General features: G+C 34.7%; 10 protein-coding genes. All 10 read left to right on the top strand.

The genetic code is table 11. The annotated features are described in order from the left end of the window. Positions 1-95 precede the first annotated feature (95 nt). Positions 96-3,110: a tetratricopeptide repeat protein gene (locus V5J73_RS10915; RefSeq protein ID WP_338645835.1), complete on the top strand. Its 3,015-nt coding sequence runs from the start codon at positions 96-98 to the stop codon at positions 3,108-3,110. Between the two features lie 80 nt (positions 3,111-3,190). Continuing rightward, complete coding sequence (locus tag V5J73_RS10910; RefSeq protein ID WP_338645834.1) at positions 3,191-4,054, top strand: PhzF family phenazine biosynthesis protein; 864 nt, start codon at positions 3,191-3,193, stop codon at positions 4,052-4,054. A 99-nt stretch (positions 4,055-4,153) separates the two neighbouring features. Then, positions 4,154-5,914, top strand: coding sequence for a TonB-dependent receptor (locus tag V5J73_RS10905; protein ID WP_338648618.1), 1,761 nt, complete (start codon positions 4,154-4,156; stop codon positions 5,912-5,914). Positions 5,915-6,031: 117 nt separating this feature from the next. Further along, positions 6,032-6,481, top strand: a complete 450-nt coding sequence (locus tag V5J73_RS10900; protein ID WP_338645833.1) for a hypothetical protein — start codon at positions 6,032-6,034, stop codon at positions 6,479-6,481. A gap of 197 nt (positions 6,482-6,678) precedes the next feature. Continuing rightward, positions 6,679-8,355 carry an asparagine synthase B gene (asnB, locus tag V5J73_RS10895; RefSeq protein ID WP_338645831.1) on the top strand — a complete coding sequence of 559 codons (1,677 nt, stop codon included), beginning with the start codon at positions 6,679-6,681 and terminating at the stop codon, positions 8,353-8,355. 172 nt (positions 8,356-8,527) lie between these two features. After that, positions 8,528-10,153, top strand: a complete 1,626-nt coding sequence (locus V5J73_RS10890) for an amidohydrolase (RefSeq protein ID WP_338645829.1) — start codon at positions 8,528-8,530, stop codon at positions 10,151-10,153. Between the two features lie 194 nt (positions 10,154-10,347). Then, positions 10,348-11,964, top strand: a complete 1,617-nt coding sequence (gene asnB / locus V5J73_RS10885; RefSeq protein WP_338645827.1) for an asparagine synthase B — start codon at positions 10,348-10,350, stop codon at positions 11,962-11,964. 182 nt (positions 11,965-12,146) lie between these two features. Then, positions 12,147-14,090 carry a DNA topoisomerase (ATP-hydrolyzing) subunit B gene (gene gyrB / locus V5J73_RS10880; protein ID WP_338645825.1) on the top strand — a complete coding sequence of 648 codons (1,944 nt, stop codon included), beginning with the start codon at positions 12,147-12,149 and terminating at the stop codon, positions 14,088-14,090. Between the two features lie 90 nt (positions 14,091-14,180). After that, the gene (mdh, locus tag V5J73_RS10875; protein WP_338645823.1) at positions 14,181-15,116 is read left to right on the top strand and encodes a malate dehydrogenase; all 936 of its coding nucleotides are present in this window, start codon (positions 14,181-14,183) and stop codon (positions 15,114-15,116) included. Positions 15,117-15,342: 226 nt separating this feature from the next. Next, positions 15,343-18,315, top strand: coding sequence for a protein translocase subunit SecDF (gene secDF, locus V5J73_RS10870; RefSeq protein WP_338645822.1), 2,973 nt, complete (start codon positions 15,343-15,345; stop codon positions 18,313-18,315). The last annotated feature ends 7 nt before the right edge of the window (positions 18,316-18,322 follow it).

Here is an 18,322-nt window from a genome sequence, read left to right as displayed (position 1 = left end):
TATGGTGTTAAAAAAAATGTTCATAATAAAAGCCAACAACGACTCGTTATAGACTACAGAATATGATACATTTGAATTATTAAAATAAAATCACAATGCGTAAAATTTCTTGGCTCTTTTTTATTCCAATTTTCATCATAACAGCCACTGTTTCGGCACAAAAATCAACTATTTATACCCACGATTCGAAGGATTTCAACAAAGCGGTTTCTTTATTTAAGGATGAGCAATATGCATCGGCACAACTTATTTTTAATAAAGTAAAGCAAACTGCCACAACTGAAGAATTGAAATCAGATTGTGCGTATTATGCCGCTAATTGTGCCATTCGAACTAATCAATCCAATGCGGATGAGTTGATGGAACAATTTGTTTCGGATTATCCTACGAGCGTAAAACAAAATCAAGCGTTCATTGAAGTGGCTCATTTTCATTTTAACCAAGGGAATTATCCGCAGGCGTTACAATGGTTTGATAAAGTAGATGAAAGTAGTTTAAGCAGAAAGGACCAAGATAAATTCAACTTCCAAAAGGGGTACAGTTTTTTTAATGCCAAAAAGAAAAAAGAAGCTACAGTATATTTGAATAAGGTTGTTAATTCTGCCGAATATGGTTCTCAAGCTAAATATTATTTAGGTTTTATGGCGTATGAAGGTGATGATTACAAGCAGGCAACCAAGTATTTTGATGAAGTTTCGGGTGAAGAAAAATACAAAGAAAAACTTTCGTATTATCAAGCTGATATGAATTTTAAGCTAGGGAACTTCCAAAAAGCAATTGATTTAGGTCAGAAAGCAATGGAAAAATCAAGTCCTTTAGAAAAATCAGAACTGAGTAAAATCATTGGCGAAAGCTACTTTAATTTGAAGCAATATGATAAAGCAATTCCTTATTTAGTAGATTATAAAGGAAAAAAAGGAAAATGGAACAATACGGATTTTTACCAATTGGGATATGCACATTACAAACAAAAAGACTACGAAAATGCTATTTCTCAGTTCAATAAAATTATTGGCGGGAAAGATTTTGTAGCTCAAAATGCCTATTATCATTTGGGTGAAAGTTACCTGAATACCGATAAAAAACAACAAGCTTTGAATGCTTTCAAAAATGCTTCAGAAATGGATTTTGACTTGGCTATTCAAGAAGATGCGAGTTTGAATTATGCCAAATTAAGTTATGAATTGGGGAATTCGTATCAAAGTGTACCCGCCGTTTTACAAGCTTTTTTGAAAAAATATCCAAATAATGCCAACCGTTCTGAGGTAGAGAAATTATTGATTGACTCCTATATTTCTTCTAAAAACTACAAGGAAGCCTTAGTTTTATTGGAAAAAAATAAATCACCTGAAAATAAATTGGCCTATCAAAAAGTTCTTTTTTACAGAGGTTTAGAGTTGTATACCGATGGAAATTATCAGGAAGCCTTGAAAATGTTTACCAAATCTATTGGCGAACAAAGAGATGCAACTTTTACTGCACGAGCGACTTTTTGGAAAGGGGAAACAGAATATGTTTTGAATGATTTTAAAGACGCGTTATTAAGTTTCAAGCAATTCATTGGTGCAAACCAAGCGGCAACAACACCAGAATTTAAAAACAGTAATTACAATATTGCCTATACGTATTTCAAATTAAAGGAATACGATCAAGCAGGGAATTATTTTCAAAACCAAATTGATAAAGCGCCAGCGGATAAAGTACGATTGAATGATTCTTATTTGCGTTTAGCGGATTGCCGTTTTGTGACTTCAAAATACGGCGCGGCAATGGATGCTTATACTAAAGTAATTGAATCTAAAAGTGTTGATGCTGATTATGCGTATTTTCAAAAAGCAATTTGTTATGGATTTGTTGCTAAAAACGATAAGAAAATTGAAGAGTTAAATGCTTTTTTACAAGTGTATCCCAAATCTGAATACAGAGACGATGCACTTTTTGAGCTTGCCAATACGTATGTCGCTGCCAATAAAAATGACCTTGCTGTAAAAACCTATGATCGATTAAACACGGAGTTTAAAAAAGGCTCTTTTACTTCCAGAGCTATTTTGCGCCAAGGATTAGTATATTTCAATACCGACAAAGACGATCAGGCATTGTTGAAATTTAAAAAAGTAGCAGCGGACTTTCCTAGAACTCCAGAGGCTTTGGAAGCGGTAGCAACAGCCAGATTGATTTATGTGGACAATGGTAGAGTAGATGAGTATGCAACTTGGGTTCGTACGTTAGATTTTGTATCTGTAACGGATGCAGAATTGGATAATGACACGTATGAAGCTGCTGAAAAACAATTTCAACAAAACAATACCAAGCAGGCAATAGCAGGATTTAGTGGTTATGTGAATCAATTTCCTCGTGGAATTCATGCTTTGCAAGCGAATTATTATTTAGGTCAATTGTATTTTGCTGATGGTTCAGAGAGTAAATCGATTCCTAATTATGAATATGTAATTGCACAATCCAGAAGTGAATTTACCGAGCAGTCATTGTCGCGATTAGCTCAAGTTTTCCTTAAAAATAAAGAGTATGAGAAAGCAATCCCAGTTTTGTCCCGTTTAGAAAACGAAGCAGATATTTCTCAAAACAAGACTTTTGCACAATCGAATTTGATGAAATCGTATTATGACAAAAAAGATTATCCAAATTCAGTTATTTATGCGGAAAAAGTTTTAATGGATCCAAAGGCAGATGATGCTGTAAAAAGCGATGCACAAATTATTATTGCACGTGCTGCAATAGAAACGGGTGACGAGACAAAAGCAAAAATTGCCTACGCAAAATTAATGACGATTGCTAAAGGAGAATTAGCTGCCGAAGCATTGTATTATGACGCTTATTTTAAAAACAAAGAGGAAAAGTTTGAAGCTTCTAATACTGCAGTTCAAAAATTAGCAAAGAATTATTCCGGATATAAATACTTTGGAGCCAAAGGATTGGTGTTGATGGCAAAAAACTTCTACGGATTGAAAGACAGTTATCAAGCAACTTATATTTTGGAAAATGTGATACAAAATTTCACTGATTTCCCAGATGTAGTTTCTGATGCGCAAAGAGAATTAGATAGTATCAAAGCTGAAGAATCCAAGACGAATTCATCTATAACTAAATAAAGAAGGTGCTGGTTATTTGTTAGAGCAACAAAAAGCAACAAGAAATATTTATAAAAATTGAAACCCAAAAGACAAATAGAATGAACCTATCTTTTTATATCGTTGATGTTTTTGCAGAGAAAAAATATGCAGGCAATCAATTGGCCGTTTTTTTAGGAGCTGAAGCCTTAAGTAACGAACAGATGCAAGAAATTGCGCGAGAAATTAATTTTGCCGAAAGTACTTTTATAACAAAGCTTGATACTGAAAATAATACTGCAACTATTAAAATTTTTACTCCAGAGCACGAAATGAAGTTTGCTGGACATCCAATTATTGGAACTTCGTGGGTTTTAATGAATAAGATATTTGAGCACCAACCGGAATCGATTACTTTATCAGTGCCAATAGGTGAAATTGCAATTCATCAATCGGGGGATTTGGTTTGGCTTCAGGCTGCTCAACCGGAGTTTTTAGATACTTTTTCTACAGTGGATTTTTTATCTTTTAGTAATTTAAGCAGTACTGATTTTCATGATACATTTCCTATTCAGGAGGTGACTACAGGAAGCGCGTTTGTAATTGTTCCTCTCCAAAATAGAAAGGCTTTAGAGAATTTAATTCTGGATAAGGATAAAATGAACGAATGGTTGCAAGCCAATTGTAAAACTAGTCATAGAGCGTTATATTTTTATTGTTTGGAAGAAGCAAAACTGAGTACTAGAATGCTCTGTGTTGAAAATAATCAACTTATTGAAGATGCAGCTACAGGAAGTGCAAGTACGTGTTTACAGGCTTTTCTTTTAAAATATGATGCGTCAGAAATTCAAATAATTAATCATCAAGGCGATTTTATCAATAGGCCATCTCAGATTTATTTTGATGGAAAACTAACAGAAAATCATTTTGATATCAATATAGGTGGGGAGACACAATTCATCGCAAAAGGCGAATGGGAAGTTTAAGCAGTAGGTTTGCAAGGAAGAAGTAGAAATTAAGAAGTAAAAAAAATAAACATGACATTTGAACAATCAAAAATAAATTCATTCACAAATAAGGCAACAATGGTTTCTAGTTCATTCTCTATCGGGCGTGTTGGAGTTGGGATTTTGTTTCTTTTACTTTCACAATTCTCGTTTGCACAAAAGAAGGAGCAAATAGGAAGTGAAACTGTAAATGTGGTAAAACCGTATACGCCAAAAATCTCCGATGCTTTCAAAGCAAAAGAGATACCTGAACTAGACGAGGAAGCAAATGCTCAAAAAGAAAAAATAAAATACACTATTTTCTCTTTTCCTGTAGCTTCGACTTTTACACCGTCTAAAGGAAAAGCCGAAGGTGTAGAGAAAGAAAAACAAGCGCATTTGTTTAAAAATTATGCCACTTTTGGAGTTGGGAATTACGGAACTTTCATTGGGGAATTATTTGTAAATCATGATTTAAATAATACGGATTACGTGGGCGGAATGTTTCGTCATCATTCTTCGGAAGGTGGAATCCAAAATGTAGCATTAGAGGATGGCTTTTATGATACATCGCTTGATTTGATGTATGGTTCCAATCAAAAAGACGTGTTTTGGAATCTTGATTTAGGATATCAAAACCAAATTTACAATTGGTACGGATTGCCGTCAAATTTCGCCAGTACTTTGACGCCCCAAGATAGAACGACATTGATAAACGGGATTAATCCACAACAAACCTACGGAACGATTTCGTTAGGCGGAAATGTTGCTTTTAATGAAGGTGTTTTGAACAAAGCAAGCCTTCAATACCACCATTTTTCGGATGCTTCAGGGTCTTCGGAAAATCGATTTTATGCAAAACCAACCGTGGAATTTGAAGTCATGGAAAGTGCTGTAAAAACAAATATAATTGTTGATTATGTGGGTGGCAGTTTCAAGAAAAATTATTCAAATACGAATAGTGATCGAGTAAAATACGGTTTTACAAATTTTGGAATTGTTCCTAGTTTTGTAATGCAAGAAGAGGATTGGACGTTGAATATCGGAGCTGGATTATTTTATAGTTTGGATAATGTAAACAGCAATAATAAATTTTTAGTGTATCCGCAATTCAATGCTTCATATAAAGTGGTTGGTGATTTGATGATTTTCTATGCTGGAGCCGAAGGGAATTTAGAGCAAAACTCATACATGGATTTTGTGAATGAAAATCCGTTTTTATCACCAACATTGAATATTGCGCCAACAGACAAGCAGTATGATGTTTTTGCCGGATTAAAAGGGAAATTGACGAATACTGTGAGTTATAATGTTAAAGCGTCGTATGTTAACGAAAGAAATAAAGCTTTGTTTAGAAGCAATGATTACAATGAAAATGCAGCTAATGAAGATTATGCTTTTGGGAATTCCTTTCAAGTTATGTACGATGACATGAGAACCTTAAACTTTTATGGAGAATTAAAAGCTGATTTTTCTGAAGATGTATCTTTCGGGATCAACGGAACTTTTAGTAGTTATACCAATGATCTACAACAAGAAGCATGGAATTTGCCAACAATAAAAGTGAGTTCAAATCTGGATGTAAACATAACGGAGAAATGGTTTGCTGGCGCCAATGTGTTTTACGTAGGAGAGCGAAAAGATTTTCAGACCAATACAGCCTTTTCGGCTAATGCTGCTTCTGTAACTTTAAAATCTTATTTTGATGTCAATGCTAATGTTGGTTTCAAATACAGCGATCGATTGACTGCTTTTGCAAGAGCCAATAATATCACTAATAATGCCTACCAAAAATGGTTGAATTACCCTGTTCAAGGATTTCAGGTGATTTTAGGAGTAAACTATAAATTTGATTTTTAAATCCCCAGCCCTCCCCGAAGGAGAGGAAGCCAAAACGGAAAACAATCTTCGCATTTTTATTAAAAAACTTGAAAGCCTGATAGGGTTCAAAACCCTATTAGGCTTGTAATTCAAATTATGACTTTCAAACAAAAAATACATACTCATTATTTACAATTAGTTCAAGATAGGATTGATGTTTTCAAAGACATGATTGCAGCGCTTACTGAAGATTCTAAAAATGATGCCAAAGGTTCTGCCGGAGACAAACACGAAACCGCTTTGTCTATGATGCACATTGAGCAGGAAAAACTCAATCGTAAATTGAGAGAAGTATTGGGTCAAAAAGTAGTTTTAGACAAAATTGATGCGACTACAATCGCTGAAACGATCATTGTAGGAAGCTTGGTAAAAGCAAACGGAATCTATTTGTACCTGAGTGTGGCGCTTCCTAAAATCAATGTCGAAGGAATCAATATTATCGCATTGTCACCACAATCGCCTTTAGGAAATAAACTCATGGGAAATCAAGAAGGTTTTACTTTTGAGATTAATGGTACGAAGTATTTGGTGGAGACTATTGAATAAAATCCGTTTCATCTGCATTCCTTTTTACAATTTTCAACTTCGATTCCTTTTTTATTCTCTTTTTAATTACATTTTAAACACAAATGCTATTTTTTGGTTGTAATTTATAACTAAAAATGGCATTTGTGTTTTTCAATTAGAACTATAACCCCATCTTTGCCTTATCAAAATAAACAAAACATTAAAAATATATAGTTATGTGCGGAATAGTATGTGCCTTTGACCTAAAACAAAAAGCGGAAGTTTTAAGACCGCAAGTACTAGAAATGTCTAAAATTATCCGTCATCGTGGGCCGGACTGGAGTGGAATTTTCAGTAATGAAAAAGCCATTTTGTCTCACGAACGTTTGGCGATTGTAGATCCAGCTTCAGGGAAACAACCTTTGTTCACTGAAGATAAACAATTGGTTTTAGCGGCAAATGGTGAAATTTATAACCACAGAGAATTACGCAAACAATTTGAAGGGAAATACAACTTTCAAACAGAAAGCGACTGCGAAGTAATTCTGGCACTTTACAAAGAAAAAGGACCTTATTTTATAGATGAAATGAACGGAATTTTTGGATTTGCCATTTATGATGTAGAAAAAGATGAGTATTTTGTAGCTCGTGATCACATGGGAATTATTCCTTTGTACATTGGTTGGGATGAACACGGAACTTTTTATGTGGCTTCAGAATTGAAAGCATTAGAAGGATTTTGTACTAAAATCCAATTGTTTCCTCCGGGATATTATATGTCAAGTAAAGACGGAGAATTTGTACAATGGTATAAAAGAGAATGGACAGATTACGATGCTGTAAAAGACAACGTAACCAGCATTGACGAAATTAAAATCGCTTTAGAAGCAGCAGTTCACAGACAATTGATGAGTGATGTGCCTTATGGAGTATTACTTTCTGGAGGATTAGATTCTTCTATTACTTCGGCTGTAGCCAAAAAATATGCGCAAAAACGTATCGAATCCGGTGATGTTGCTGATGCTTGGTATCCACAATTGCACTCTTTCTCGGTAGGATTAGAAGGTTCTCCAGATTTAGCGGCAGCACAAGTAGTGGCGGATCATATTGGGACCATTCACCACGAAATAAAATTCACTATTCAGGAAGGTTTGGATGCAGTTAAAGATGTGATTTACAACTTGGAAACGTATGATGTGACTACGATTAGAGCATCAACACCAATGTGGTTAATGGCGAGAGTCATCAAATCAATGGGAATTAAAATGGTATTATCGGGTGAAGGAGCAGATGAACTTTTTGGTGGATATTTGTATTTCCACAAAGCGCCAAATGCAAGAGAATTCCACGAAGAAAACGTACGTAAATTAGGGAAACTGCACATGTATGACTGTTTGCGTGCAAACAAAAGTTTAGCAGCATGGGGAATTGAAGGTCGTGTACCATTTTTAGATAAAGAATTTATGGATGTGGCGATGCGCGTTAATCCACAAGATAAAATGATCAATGCAGAACATCCAATGGAAAAATGGGTTGTTCGTAAAGCTTTTGAAGAAATGTTGCCGCCAAGTGTAGCTTGGAGACAAAAAGAACAATTCAGTGATGGTGTTGGATACGGTTGGATTGATACCTTAAAAGCCACTGTTGCTATGGAGATTTCAGATGAGCAATTGGCAAATGCTAAATACAAGTTTCCTTTGCAAACGCCAACATCTAAAGAGGAATATTATTACCGTTCTATTTTTCACGAACATTTTCCAAGTGATGCCGCAGCTTTATGTGTACCACAAGAAGCAAGTGTGGCGTGTAGTACAAAAATTGCATTGGAATGGGATGAAGCATTCAAGAATATGAATGATCCTTCAGGAAGAGCGGTAGCTAGTGTGCATGATGATGCGTATGTAAAAGCATAAACAGTAAAAAAGAAGATTTTTAAAATAGATAAAACGCTCTCCTTTTCGAGAGCGTTTTTTTTATGGAAACTATTTTTATGGAGAAGGTTACAATTTGAAAAAAATATAATTACGGCATTGTCTAAAATAATTAGGCGGAGTTTTTTATATTAGCCTAACTAAATTGTTTATTATGAGATCTATTTCATTATTCCTTGCTTTATTTTTATTGATTTCCTGTGATCAAAAAAATAAAATTTCTGTTGATACCATTATTACAGATGCAACCATTTACACAGTAAATAATTCTTTCACGGAGGCTTCTGCTATGGCAATCGATAAGGGAAAAATCGTGGCCATTGGTACAAATCGTGAAATTACCAAACAGTATGAGTCTAAGAATACAATTGAAGCTGAAGGAAAATTTATTTATCCGGGTTTGATTGATGCGCATTGTCATTTTTATAGCTATGGATTAAGCTTGCAGGAGGCTGATTTGCGCGGTACTAAAAGTATGGGCGAAATAATCACTCGTTTAAAGGCTTTTCAAAAAGATAAAAATCCAACGTTTATTGTAGGGAACGGTTGGGATCAAAACGATTGGAAAGTAAAAAAGTATCCTACAAAAGCAGATTTAGACGCTGCATTTCCTGATATTCCTGTGGTGTTGAATAGAGTGGACGGGCATGCAATTATCGTTAACAGTAAAGCGTTGAAATTAGCAGGAATTACAAAAGATACAAAAGCTGTTGGTGGACAAATTGAAATTGCAAATGGAGAGCCAACAGGAATTTTAGTCGATAATCCGATGGAATTAGTGTTTAAAATAATTCCAAAACCGACACGAAAAATACAAATAGCGGCTTTGTTAGACGCTCAAAAAGTGATGTTTGATTATGGATTAACTACTGTAAATGATGCGGGTTTAGATCCTGATGTGATTCATTTGATAGACAGTTTGCAGAAAGCAAAATTGATGACGCTTAATGTATATGCTATGATTACAGCAAATCAAAAAAATATTGATTTATATCTAAAAAAAGGAATTTATAAAACGGATAATTTGAATGTTTGTTCTTTTAAAATGTATGGCGATGGCGCTTTGGGTTCTCGTGGTGCTTGCATGCATAAGCCATATTCCGATAGTCCAAATCAATATGGTGCTTTGTTGGCGCCTATTTCGGGATTAAAAGATGTTGCGAGGCAAATTGCAGCTTCCAAATTTCAGTTGAATACACATGCTATTGGAGATTCTGCCAATACAGTGATTTTAAAAATTTACGCGGATGTTTTAGCTGGTACAAAAGACCGAAGATGGAAAATTGAACATGCGCAAGTTCTGCGTGAACAAGATTTTGATTATTTTAAATTTGGAATTATTCCTTCGGTTCAACCTACGCACGCTACGTCTGATATGTATTGGGCAGAAGACAGATTAGGAAAAAAAAGGCTTAAAAATGCCTATGCTTATAAAAAATTACTTCAAAAAGCAGGAATGGTAGCTTTAGGAACTGATTTTCCTGTTGAGGAAGTGAATCCGATGCTAACTTTCCATGCAGCAGTTGCCCGAAAAGATAGTAAGGAATATCCAAAAGGCGGTTTTCAAATGGAAAATGCTTTGTCAAGAGCCGAAACGTTAAGAGGAATGACCATTTGGGCAGCGTACTCTAATTTCGAAGAAAAAGAAAAAGGAAGTTTGGAAGTGGGTAAATGGGCCGATTTTGTGATGTATGATCAGGATTTAATGAAAGTAGAAGAAAATAAAATAGTGAAAATGAAACCTACGAACACGTATTTAAAAGGTCAGAAAGTGAAATAAGTTTGCGGGCTTTCTTTGATGATTTACAATTGTAATAGAGTAATTTTATTAATGGACTGTTTTAATTACATTTTAAATGTAAAATTAATTTTTTTGTTTTAAATGTGAACTAAATAATGTGTTTGTGTTTTGTATGTGTAACTGCTATTGCATATTTGTCGAGTTGAATTGGTAAGAAATAAAAATGTAGTATTATGTGCGGAATATTAGCCATTATTGGAAGAGCAAAGGATGAACAGTTAGTTGGAGAACTTTCAAAACGAATGACGCATCGCGGTCCAGATGAAAGGGATTTACATGTTACTGAAAAAGGACATATTTTAAGTCATGAACGGTTATCGATAATCGATTTGCATTCCGGAAAACAACCGATACAAGGAACAAAAACGGCCTACATGATTCATAATGGCGAAATATACAATCATCAGGAATTGCGAGATGGTGTTTTAAAAGCACATACATTTAGGACTAAGTCAGATTCAGAAGTTATTGTGCATTTGTTCGAAGAGTTTGGCTATGATTTTTGCAATCGTTTGGATGGAGACTGGGCTTTTGTAGTTGTTGATGGTGATGATTTTATTGCTGGCAGAGATCCAATGGGAGTGAAACCGTTGTATTATGGTTTAGATGAAAGAGGAAGAATCTATTTCTCCTCTGAAATGAAGCCAATCGCTGATCAATGTAAAACATTTTCTACTTTTCCTCCGGGACATTATTACACTGCAAAAACAGGTTTTGTAAAATATTACAAACCGGAATACGAAGATTATTTAAAAGCCGACCAAGAATTAGATTTAGCATTAATCAGAGAGACTTTGATCGAAGCGACTTGTAAGCGTTTAATGAGCGATGTGCCTATTGGAGTATTGCTTTCAGGAGGATTAGATTCTTCTTTGACTTCGGCAATTGCTTCCAGATTATTGGCGGAAAGCGGTAAAAAATTACATTCGTTTTCTATCGGTTTAGATGCAGATGCTCCAGATGCGGCAGCTGCTAGAAAAGTCGCGGAGTATTTAGGAACGGAACATCATGAAATTCACTTTACAGTAGAGGAAGGAATTCAAATCTTGGATAAATTAATCTGGCATCTTGAAACGTATGATGTGACTTCAATACGAGCAAGTACACCTATGTATTTTTTATCAAAAGCGATTACGGATATGGGTATAAAAGTGGTGCTTTCGGGCGAAGGAGCCGATGAGATTTTTGGCGGATATTTGTATTTTAGGAATGCACCGTCAGCGGAAGATTTTCAGAAGGAAACCATCGAAAGAGTACAGAAATTATTCACTGCTGATTTATTAAGAGCCGATAAATCAACGATGGCTCATGGTTTAGAGACTAGAGTTCCATTTTTAGATAAAACGTTCTTAGATTTGGCCGTTCGTATAAAAGCAGAAGAAAAGATGCCGAAAACGTACGATGGAAAAGAAAAATACATTTTAAGAAAAGCATTTGATACACCTGAAAACCCATATCTCCCCGAAGAAGTTTTGTGGAGACAAAAAGAACAATTTTCAGATGGAGTAGGATACAAGTGGATTGATGAATTGATTGATTATTGTGCTACACAAGTTACGGATGAGCAATTAGCCGGAGCTGCAAAGGAATTTCCTTATAACTCACCAGCCACTAAAGAAGCTTATTTTTACAGATCGATATTTAATAAATATTATCCGCAAATAAGTGCGGCACAAACGGTTAGGAAATGGATTCCGAAATGGCAAGAAAACCTAGATCCAAGCGGAAGGGCTAATGCAGCGCACGTTCAGGCAGACACTGAAATTGCCAAAACAGGAGTTACGGTTTAAAACAATATTTTGAATTTTTTATAAATGAAGAACGCTCTCAATTTTGAGAGCGTTTTTTTGTAATTATATGAACAAATGTTAATAACTTAAAGGCTTAAAAAGGGATTTTAACGGTTATATAATTTGCGTTTTTATATATTTGCGTGTTATACAAAAATTACATTTTTTAGAATAAAATATATATGAGCGAAGAAATCAAGAAGGACAGTTATTCAGCAGATAGTATTCAGGCATTAGAAGGAATGGAGCACGTTAGAATGCGTCCTTCAATGTATATTGGAGATGTAGGTGTTCGAGGACTACATCATTTAGTGTATGAGGTAGTAGATAACTCAATTGATGAGGCAATGGGAGGTCATTGTGATACTATCAGAGTTGATATAAATGAAGATGGTTCTATTTCTGTTGAAGATAACGGTCGTGGTATCCCAGTTGGTATTCATAAAAAAGAAGGTGTTTCGGCATTGGAGGTTGTAATGACTAAAATTGGTGCCGGAGGAAAATTTGATAAAGATTCGTATAAGGTTTCTGGAGGACTTCACGGTGTTGGGGTTTCTGTTGTTAATGCTTTGTCTAATCATTTACGCGCAACCGTTCACAGTACTGACGGAAAAATATACGAGCAAGAATATGAAAAGGGAAAAGCGTTATATCCGGTTAAACAAATTGGAGAAACGACGAAAAGAGGAACAATCGTTACTTTTTACCCGGATCCAAGTATTTTTACGCAAACAATAGAGTATTCGTATGATACTTTATCCGCTCGTATGCGTGAATTGTCTTTTTTGAATAAAGGAATCACGATTACTTTTACAGATAAAAGAGAATTAGATAAGGACGGAAATTTTGTTTCTGAAATTTTTCATTCTGATGAAGGTTTAAAAGAATACATTCGATATTTAGATGGAAATCGTGAGCCAATTATTGCGCACGTTATTTCTATGGACCATGAAAAAGGAGAAATTCCAGTTGAGGTTGCTTTAATTTATAACACAAGTTATACAGAGAATATTTTCTCTTATGTAAATAATATCAATACACACGAAGGAGGAACGCACTTACAGGGTTTTAGAACAGGTCTTACGAGATCTTTGAAGAAATATGCTGATGCTTCTGGAATGTTGGATAAGCTGAAATTTGATATTTCTGGTGATGACTTCCGTGAAGGATTGACTGCAATTATTTCAGTAAAAGTGGCTGAACCACAATTTGAAGGGCAAACCAAAACGAAACTTGGAAATAGAGAGGTTGTTTCGCCAGTAAGTCAAGCGGTGAGTGAAATGATCGAGAATTATTTGGAAGAAAATCCAAATGATGCCCGTATCATCGTTCAAAAAGTAATTCTTGCAGCACAAGCGCGTCACGCCGCCAAAAAAGCACGTGAAATGGTGCAACGTAAAACCGTAATGGGTGGCGGTGGATTGCCAGGTAAATTATCAGATTGTTCGGAACAAGATCCAGCAAAATGCGAAGTATATCTTGTTGAGGGAGATTCGGCAGGTGGAACGGCAAAACAAGGTCGTGATCGAGCGTTTCAAGCTATTTTACCATTACGTGGTAAGATTTTGAACGTAGAAAAAGCAATGCATCACAAGGTTTTTGAAAACGAAGAGATTCGAAATATATTTACGGCTCTTGGAGTGACAATAGGAACTGCCGAAGATAGTAAAGCCTTAAATATTGAAAAATTACGCTACCATAAAGTTATCATTATGTGTGATGCCGATGTCGATGGTAGTCACATTTCAACTTTAATTCTAACATTCTTCTTCCGTTTTATGAAAGAACTAATCGAAGAAGGTCACGTATATATTGCCGCACCACCTTTATATTTAGTTAAAAAAGGAAATAAGAAAGAATACGCATGGAATGATGTTCAACGCGATCAAGCAAATGAAAGAATGGGTGGTAGTGCAGCTATTCAACGTTATAAAGGTCTTGGAGAGATGAATGCAGAGCAATTATGGGAAACCACAATGGATCCAAATTTTAGAACGTTGCGTCAGGTTACCATTGACAGTTTAGCGGAAGCTGACAGAGTTTTCTCTATGTTAATGGGGGATGAAGTGCCACCACGTAGAGAATTTATTGAGAAAAATGCAGTGTATGCAAATATTGATGCGTAAATGCAGTTTAATCGTTTGTTTTTGAATAACTAACGATTGATTATTATAGAGATTAACCAAATTAACTAATAACCGAATAAACTTTAAAATATGAAAGTTACCATTGTAGGAGCAGGAAATGTAGGCGCTACCTGTGCAGATGTAATTTCTTACAGAGGAATTGCCAGCGAAGTAGTGTTGTTAGATATCAGAGAGGGTTTTGCAGAAGGTAAGGCATTAGATATTATGCAATGTGCTACAAATACAGGTTTTAATACCAAAGTATCAGGCGTTACCAATGATTATTCTAAAACGGCTGGAAGCGATGTAGTTGTAATTACATCAGGAATTCCAAGAAAACCAGGAATGACACGAGAAGAATTAATAGGTATTAATGCAGGAATTGTAAAAACAGTTGCTGAAAATGTATTGAAACATTCACCCGATACTATAATAGTTGTAGTTTCTAATCCTATGGATACCATGACCTATTTGGCATTGAAATCTACTGGGTTGCCAAAAAACAGAATAATAGGTATGGGAGGCGCATTAGATAGTTCTCGTTTCAGAACGTATTTGTCTTTGGCCTTAGATAAGCCTGCAAATGATATTTCAGCAATGGTTATTGGTGGTCATGGTGATACGACAATGATTCCTTTAACAAGATTGGCTTCCTATAACGGAATTCCAGTTTCTCAATTTCTATCGGAAGATGAATTGCAAAAAGTAGCTGCGCATACTATGGTTGGTGGAGCTACACTTACAGGACTTTTAGGGACATCAGCTTGGTATGCTCCAGGAGCTTCAGTTGCGTTCTTAGTGGATAGTATTTTGAATGATCAAAAGAAAATGATTGCTTGTTCTGTTTTTGTTGAAGGAGAATACGGTCAGGATGATATTTGTATCGGTGTTCCTTGTATTATTGGTAAAAATGGAGTGGAAGAAATCCTTGACATTGAGCTTAATGAACAAGAAAAAGCCTTGTTTTCTAAAAGTGCTGATGCTGTTAGACAAATGAATGATGCCTTAAAATCGATTTTAGCATAAAAAAATACATATATAATAAGGAAGACTGCTATCGTGCAGTCTTTTTCTTGAGATTAATTAATAAATAAATTGGTTAATCTTAACGTTAATTATATATTTGCTCGGTTTAAAAAAATGATGTAGTTCGAGATATTCTTTTTTGAATTTAAAAAATCGATGTCAAGTCTTATTCTATAAGGTTTAAAGCAAAAATAAATAAATAAAAAATAATTAATTTTTAGTAATAATGCAGAATAAAGGACTTATTAAATTTTTCGCAATTCTATTTGCATTGGTAAGTATTTACCAACTTTCTTTCACTTTTGTCGCAAGTAAAGTAAAAAGCGATGCAAAATCTTTTGCTAATGGAAATGCTGACAAAGAAGTAAAATATTTAGATTCTATTGGTAAAGAAAAAGTATTTAACATTGGTTTTACTGATTTTACTTTTAATGAGGTAAGTGACAAACAAATCAATAAAGGTCTTGACTTAGAAGGTGGTATCAATGTGATACTTCAAATATCGGTTAAAGATATTTTAAAAGGATTATCTAATAATTCTAAAAATCCAGTTTTCAACAAGTCTCTCGCTGATGCATCTGCAGATATGCAAGGGAATAAACCGTATTTAGATAAGTTTTTTGATGCTTTTGAAGCAAACTCAAAAGGTACTGTAAAATTAGCTTCTCCTGATATTTTTGCAAATAGAAGTTTGCAAGGTGAAGGTGGTGTTGATTTTCAAATGACAGATTCAGAGGTTCAAAAAGTAATCAAAAGAAAAGTTGATGAATCTGTAGAAAGTGCTTTTGGAGTTTTAAGAAAACGTATCGATCAATTTGGTGTAACACAACCAAATATTCAAAAATTAGGAAACTCAGGTCAAATTCTTGTTGAACTTCCTGGTGCTAAAGATGTAGATCGTGCTAAAAAATTATTGTCAAGTACTGCTCAATTGCAGTTTTGGGAAACCTATAAAATTGAAGAGATTGGTAATTTCTTAATGGCTGCTAATGAGTCATTGAAAAAAACTGAAATTAAAACTACTGAGGTAAAACCAGTTGTGAAAGATTCTTTAAGTGCTTTACTTACGGATGCTAAAGATTCCACAGTAGCTAAAAAGGGGCAAAATCCTTTGTTCGATAAAATTATTGGTCAAGGTGGAGGTCCAGTTTTAGGGCTTTTTTCTCCAAAAGATACTGCTGTAATCAATGGTTATTTAAAAAGAGCTGATATAAGAATTTTATTAGCTGGTGATCAACGTTATGCTAAGTTTGTTTGGGGTATACCAACAACCATAAAAGATGCTAAAGCTAAAGATATTGAAGTTTTAGAGTTATACGCTTTAAAAGGGAATAGAGATAATGTGCCTGCTATGGCCGGTGGTGTGATTACTGATGCAAAAGATACTTTTGATCAATTAGGAAAACCAGCTGTTTCTATGCAAATGAATGGTCAAGGTGCAAAAGCTTGGGAAGAATTAACAGGAAGAGCCTATACACAAAAAAGTAATATTGCGATTGTTCTGGATGATGTAGTTTATTCTGCGCCAGGAGTTTCTACAGGTCCTATATCAGGTGGTAGATCAGAGATTTCTGGAGCTTTTGATGTAACACAAACTAAAGATTTAGCTAACGTATTAAGAGCAGGTAAATTGCCAGCTACTGCTGATATTGTTCAATCAGAAGTTGTTGGACCATCCTTAGGTCAAGAAGCAATTGATAATGGAACGAACTCAGCAATAATAGGGTTGCTTTTAGTATCGCTTTGGATGATGATTTATTATGGTAAAGCGGGTTGGTATGCTAATATTGCATTGGCAATTAACTTACTTTTCTTGTTCGGAATTTTAGCAAGTCTTGGAGCTGTTCTTACATTACCAGGTATTGCTGGTATCGTTTTAACAATGGGAACTGCAGTTGATGCGAATATCATTATTTACGAAAGAGCAAAAGAAGAATTAAGAGCAGGTAAAACGCTAGAAGAAGCGGTTAAGACTTCTTATAGTTGGAGAGGTGCAATGTCTTCTATTACTGATGCGAATGTAACGCACATTTTAACGGGAGCAGTTTTGTTTATTTTTGGTTCAGGACCAATTAAAGGTTTTGCTACAACTTTATTGATAGGTATTATAACGTCATTATTTACGTCTATTTTTATTGCAAGAATCTTTATTGATTGGAACATAAGCAAAAAGAATAATTTGACGTTTGTTACAAACTTCTCTAAGAACATGTTTAACAACTTTCATTTTGACTTCTTAGGAATGAAAAAATGGACGTATTTATTTTCAAGTATTGTAGTTGTCATCAGTGTAATCTCTTTGGCAACAAATGGTTTAGATCAGGGAGTTGATTTTGTTGGAGGAAGAACATTTCAAGTGCGTTTCGAAAAACCAATTGAAACTGAAACGGTAAAAGCAGAGCTAGCTAAAGTATTAGATGGTAGTGCTGAAGTAAAAGTTTTTGGTAATACTAATCAATTAAAAATTACAACTAAATACAAAGTTCAAGAGCCAGGAATTAAAGCGGATGAAGAAGTAAACAAATTATTGTTTGGTACTTTAAAACAGCATTATTCAGCGGATATGACGTATGAGAAATTTGTAAATGCTTACGAAGGTAAAACTTTAGGTATTGTTCAAGCATCTAAAGTAGGTCCTACGGTTGCCGAGGATATCAAGACTAATGCTTATTGGGCGGTTCTTGGAGCAATGGCTATTGTATTCTTATACTTGATGATCAGTTATAGAAAATGGCAATATAGTTTAGGTGCGATTGCAGCAGTAGCGCACGATGTTATTTTTGTATTAGGAATTTATTCTTTATGTTATAAATTTATGCCTTTTGGAATGGAAATCGATCAGCATTTTATCGCTGCGATTCTTACCGTAATTGGGTACTCTATGAATGATACCGTTATTGTATTTGATAGAGTTCGTGAATTTTTAGCTGGTAAAACAAAAGGTTCTTTTGCTGAAATTGTAAATCAATCTATTAATACTACAATGTCTAGAACAATCAATACTTCATTAACAATGATTGTGGTTTTATTAATCATGTTTATTTTTGGTGGTGAATCTATCCGAGGATTTATATTCGCTATGTTAGTTGGTATCATTGTAGGAACTTATTCGTCATTGTTTATCGCTACACCAGTTTTGGTTGACACTATCTCTAAAGAAGATAAAAACAAAGTAGAAGAAGCACATCAAGAAAACTAAAATAGTT

Origin of the sequence: Flavobacterium sp. KS-LB2 (assembly GCF_036895565.1) — a bacterium.
Lineage (GTDB): Bacteria > Bacteroidota > Bacteroidia > Flavobacteriales > Flavobacteriaceae > Flavobacterium.
Note: the sequence above shows the minus strand (reverse complement) of the source record. Positions and strands in the feature narration are given on the sequence as shown.

Bases quoted from the DNA above. Each gene is read 5' to 3' on its own strand.
- V5J73_RS10915 (WP_338645835.1), top strand. From the start codon at position 96: ATGCGTAAAATTTCTTGGCTCTTTTTTATTCCAATTTTCATCATAACA.
- V5J73_RS10910 (WP_338645834.1), top strand. From the start codon at position 3,191: ATGAACCTATCTTTTTATATCGTTGATGTTTTTGCAGAGAAAAAATAT.
- V5J73_RS10905 (WP_338648618.1), top strand. From the start codon at position 4,154: ATGGTTTCTAGTTCATTCTCTATCGGGCGTGTTGGAGTTGGGATTTTG.
- V5J73_RS10900 (WP_338645833.1), top strand. From the start codon at position 6,032: ATGACTTTCAAACAAAAAATACATACTCATTATTTACAATTAGTTCAA.
- asnB (WP_338645831.1), top strand. From the start codon at position 6,679: ATGTGCGGAATAGTATGTGCCTTTGACCTAAAACAAAAAGCGGAAGTT.
- V5J73_RS10890 (WP_338645829.1), top strand. From the start codon at position 8,528: ATGAGATCTATTTCATTATTCCTTGCTTTATTTTTATTGATTTCCTGT.
- asnB (WP_338645827.1), top strand. From the start codon at position 10,348: ATGTGCGGAATATTAGCCATTATTGGAAGAGCAAAGGATGAACAGTTA.
- gyrB (WP_338645825.1), top strand. From the start codon at position 12,147: ATGAGCGAAGAAATCAAGAAGGACAGTTATTCAGCAGATAGTATTCAG.
- mdh (WP_338645823.1), top strand. From the start codon at position 14,181: ATGAAAGTTACCATTGTAGGAGCAGGAAATGTAGGCGCTACCTGTGCA.
- secDF (WP_338645822.1), top strand. From the start codon at position 15,343: ATGCAGAATAAAGGACTTATTAAATTTTTCGCAATTCTATTTGCATTG.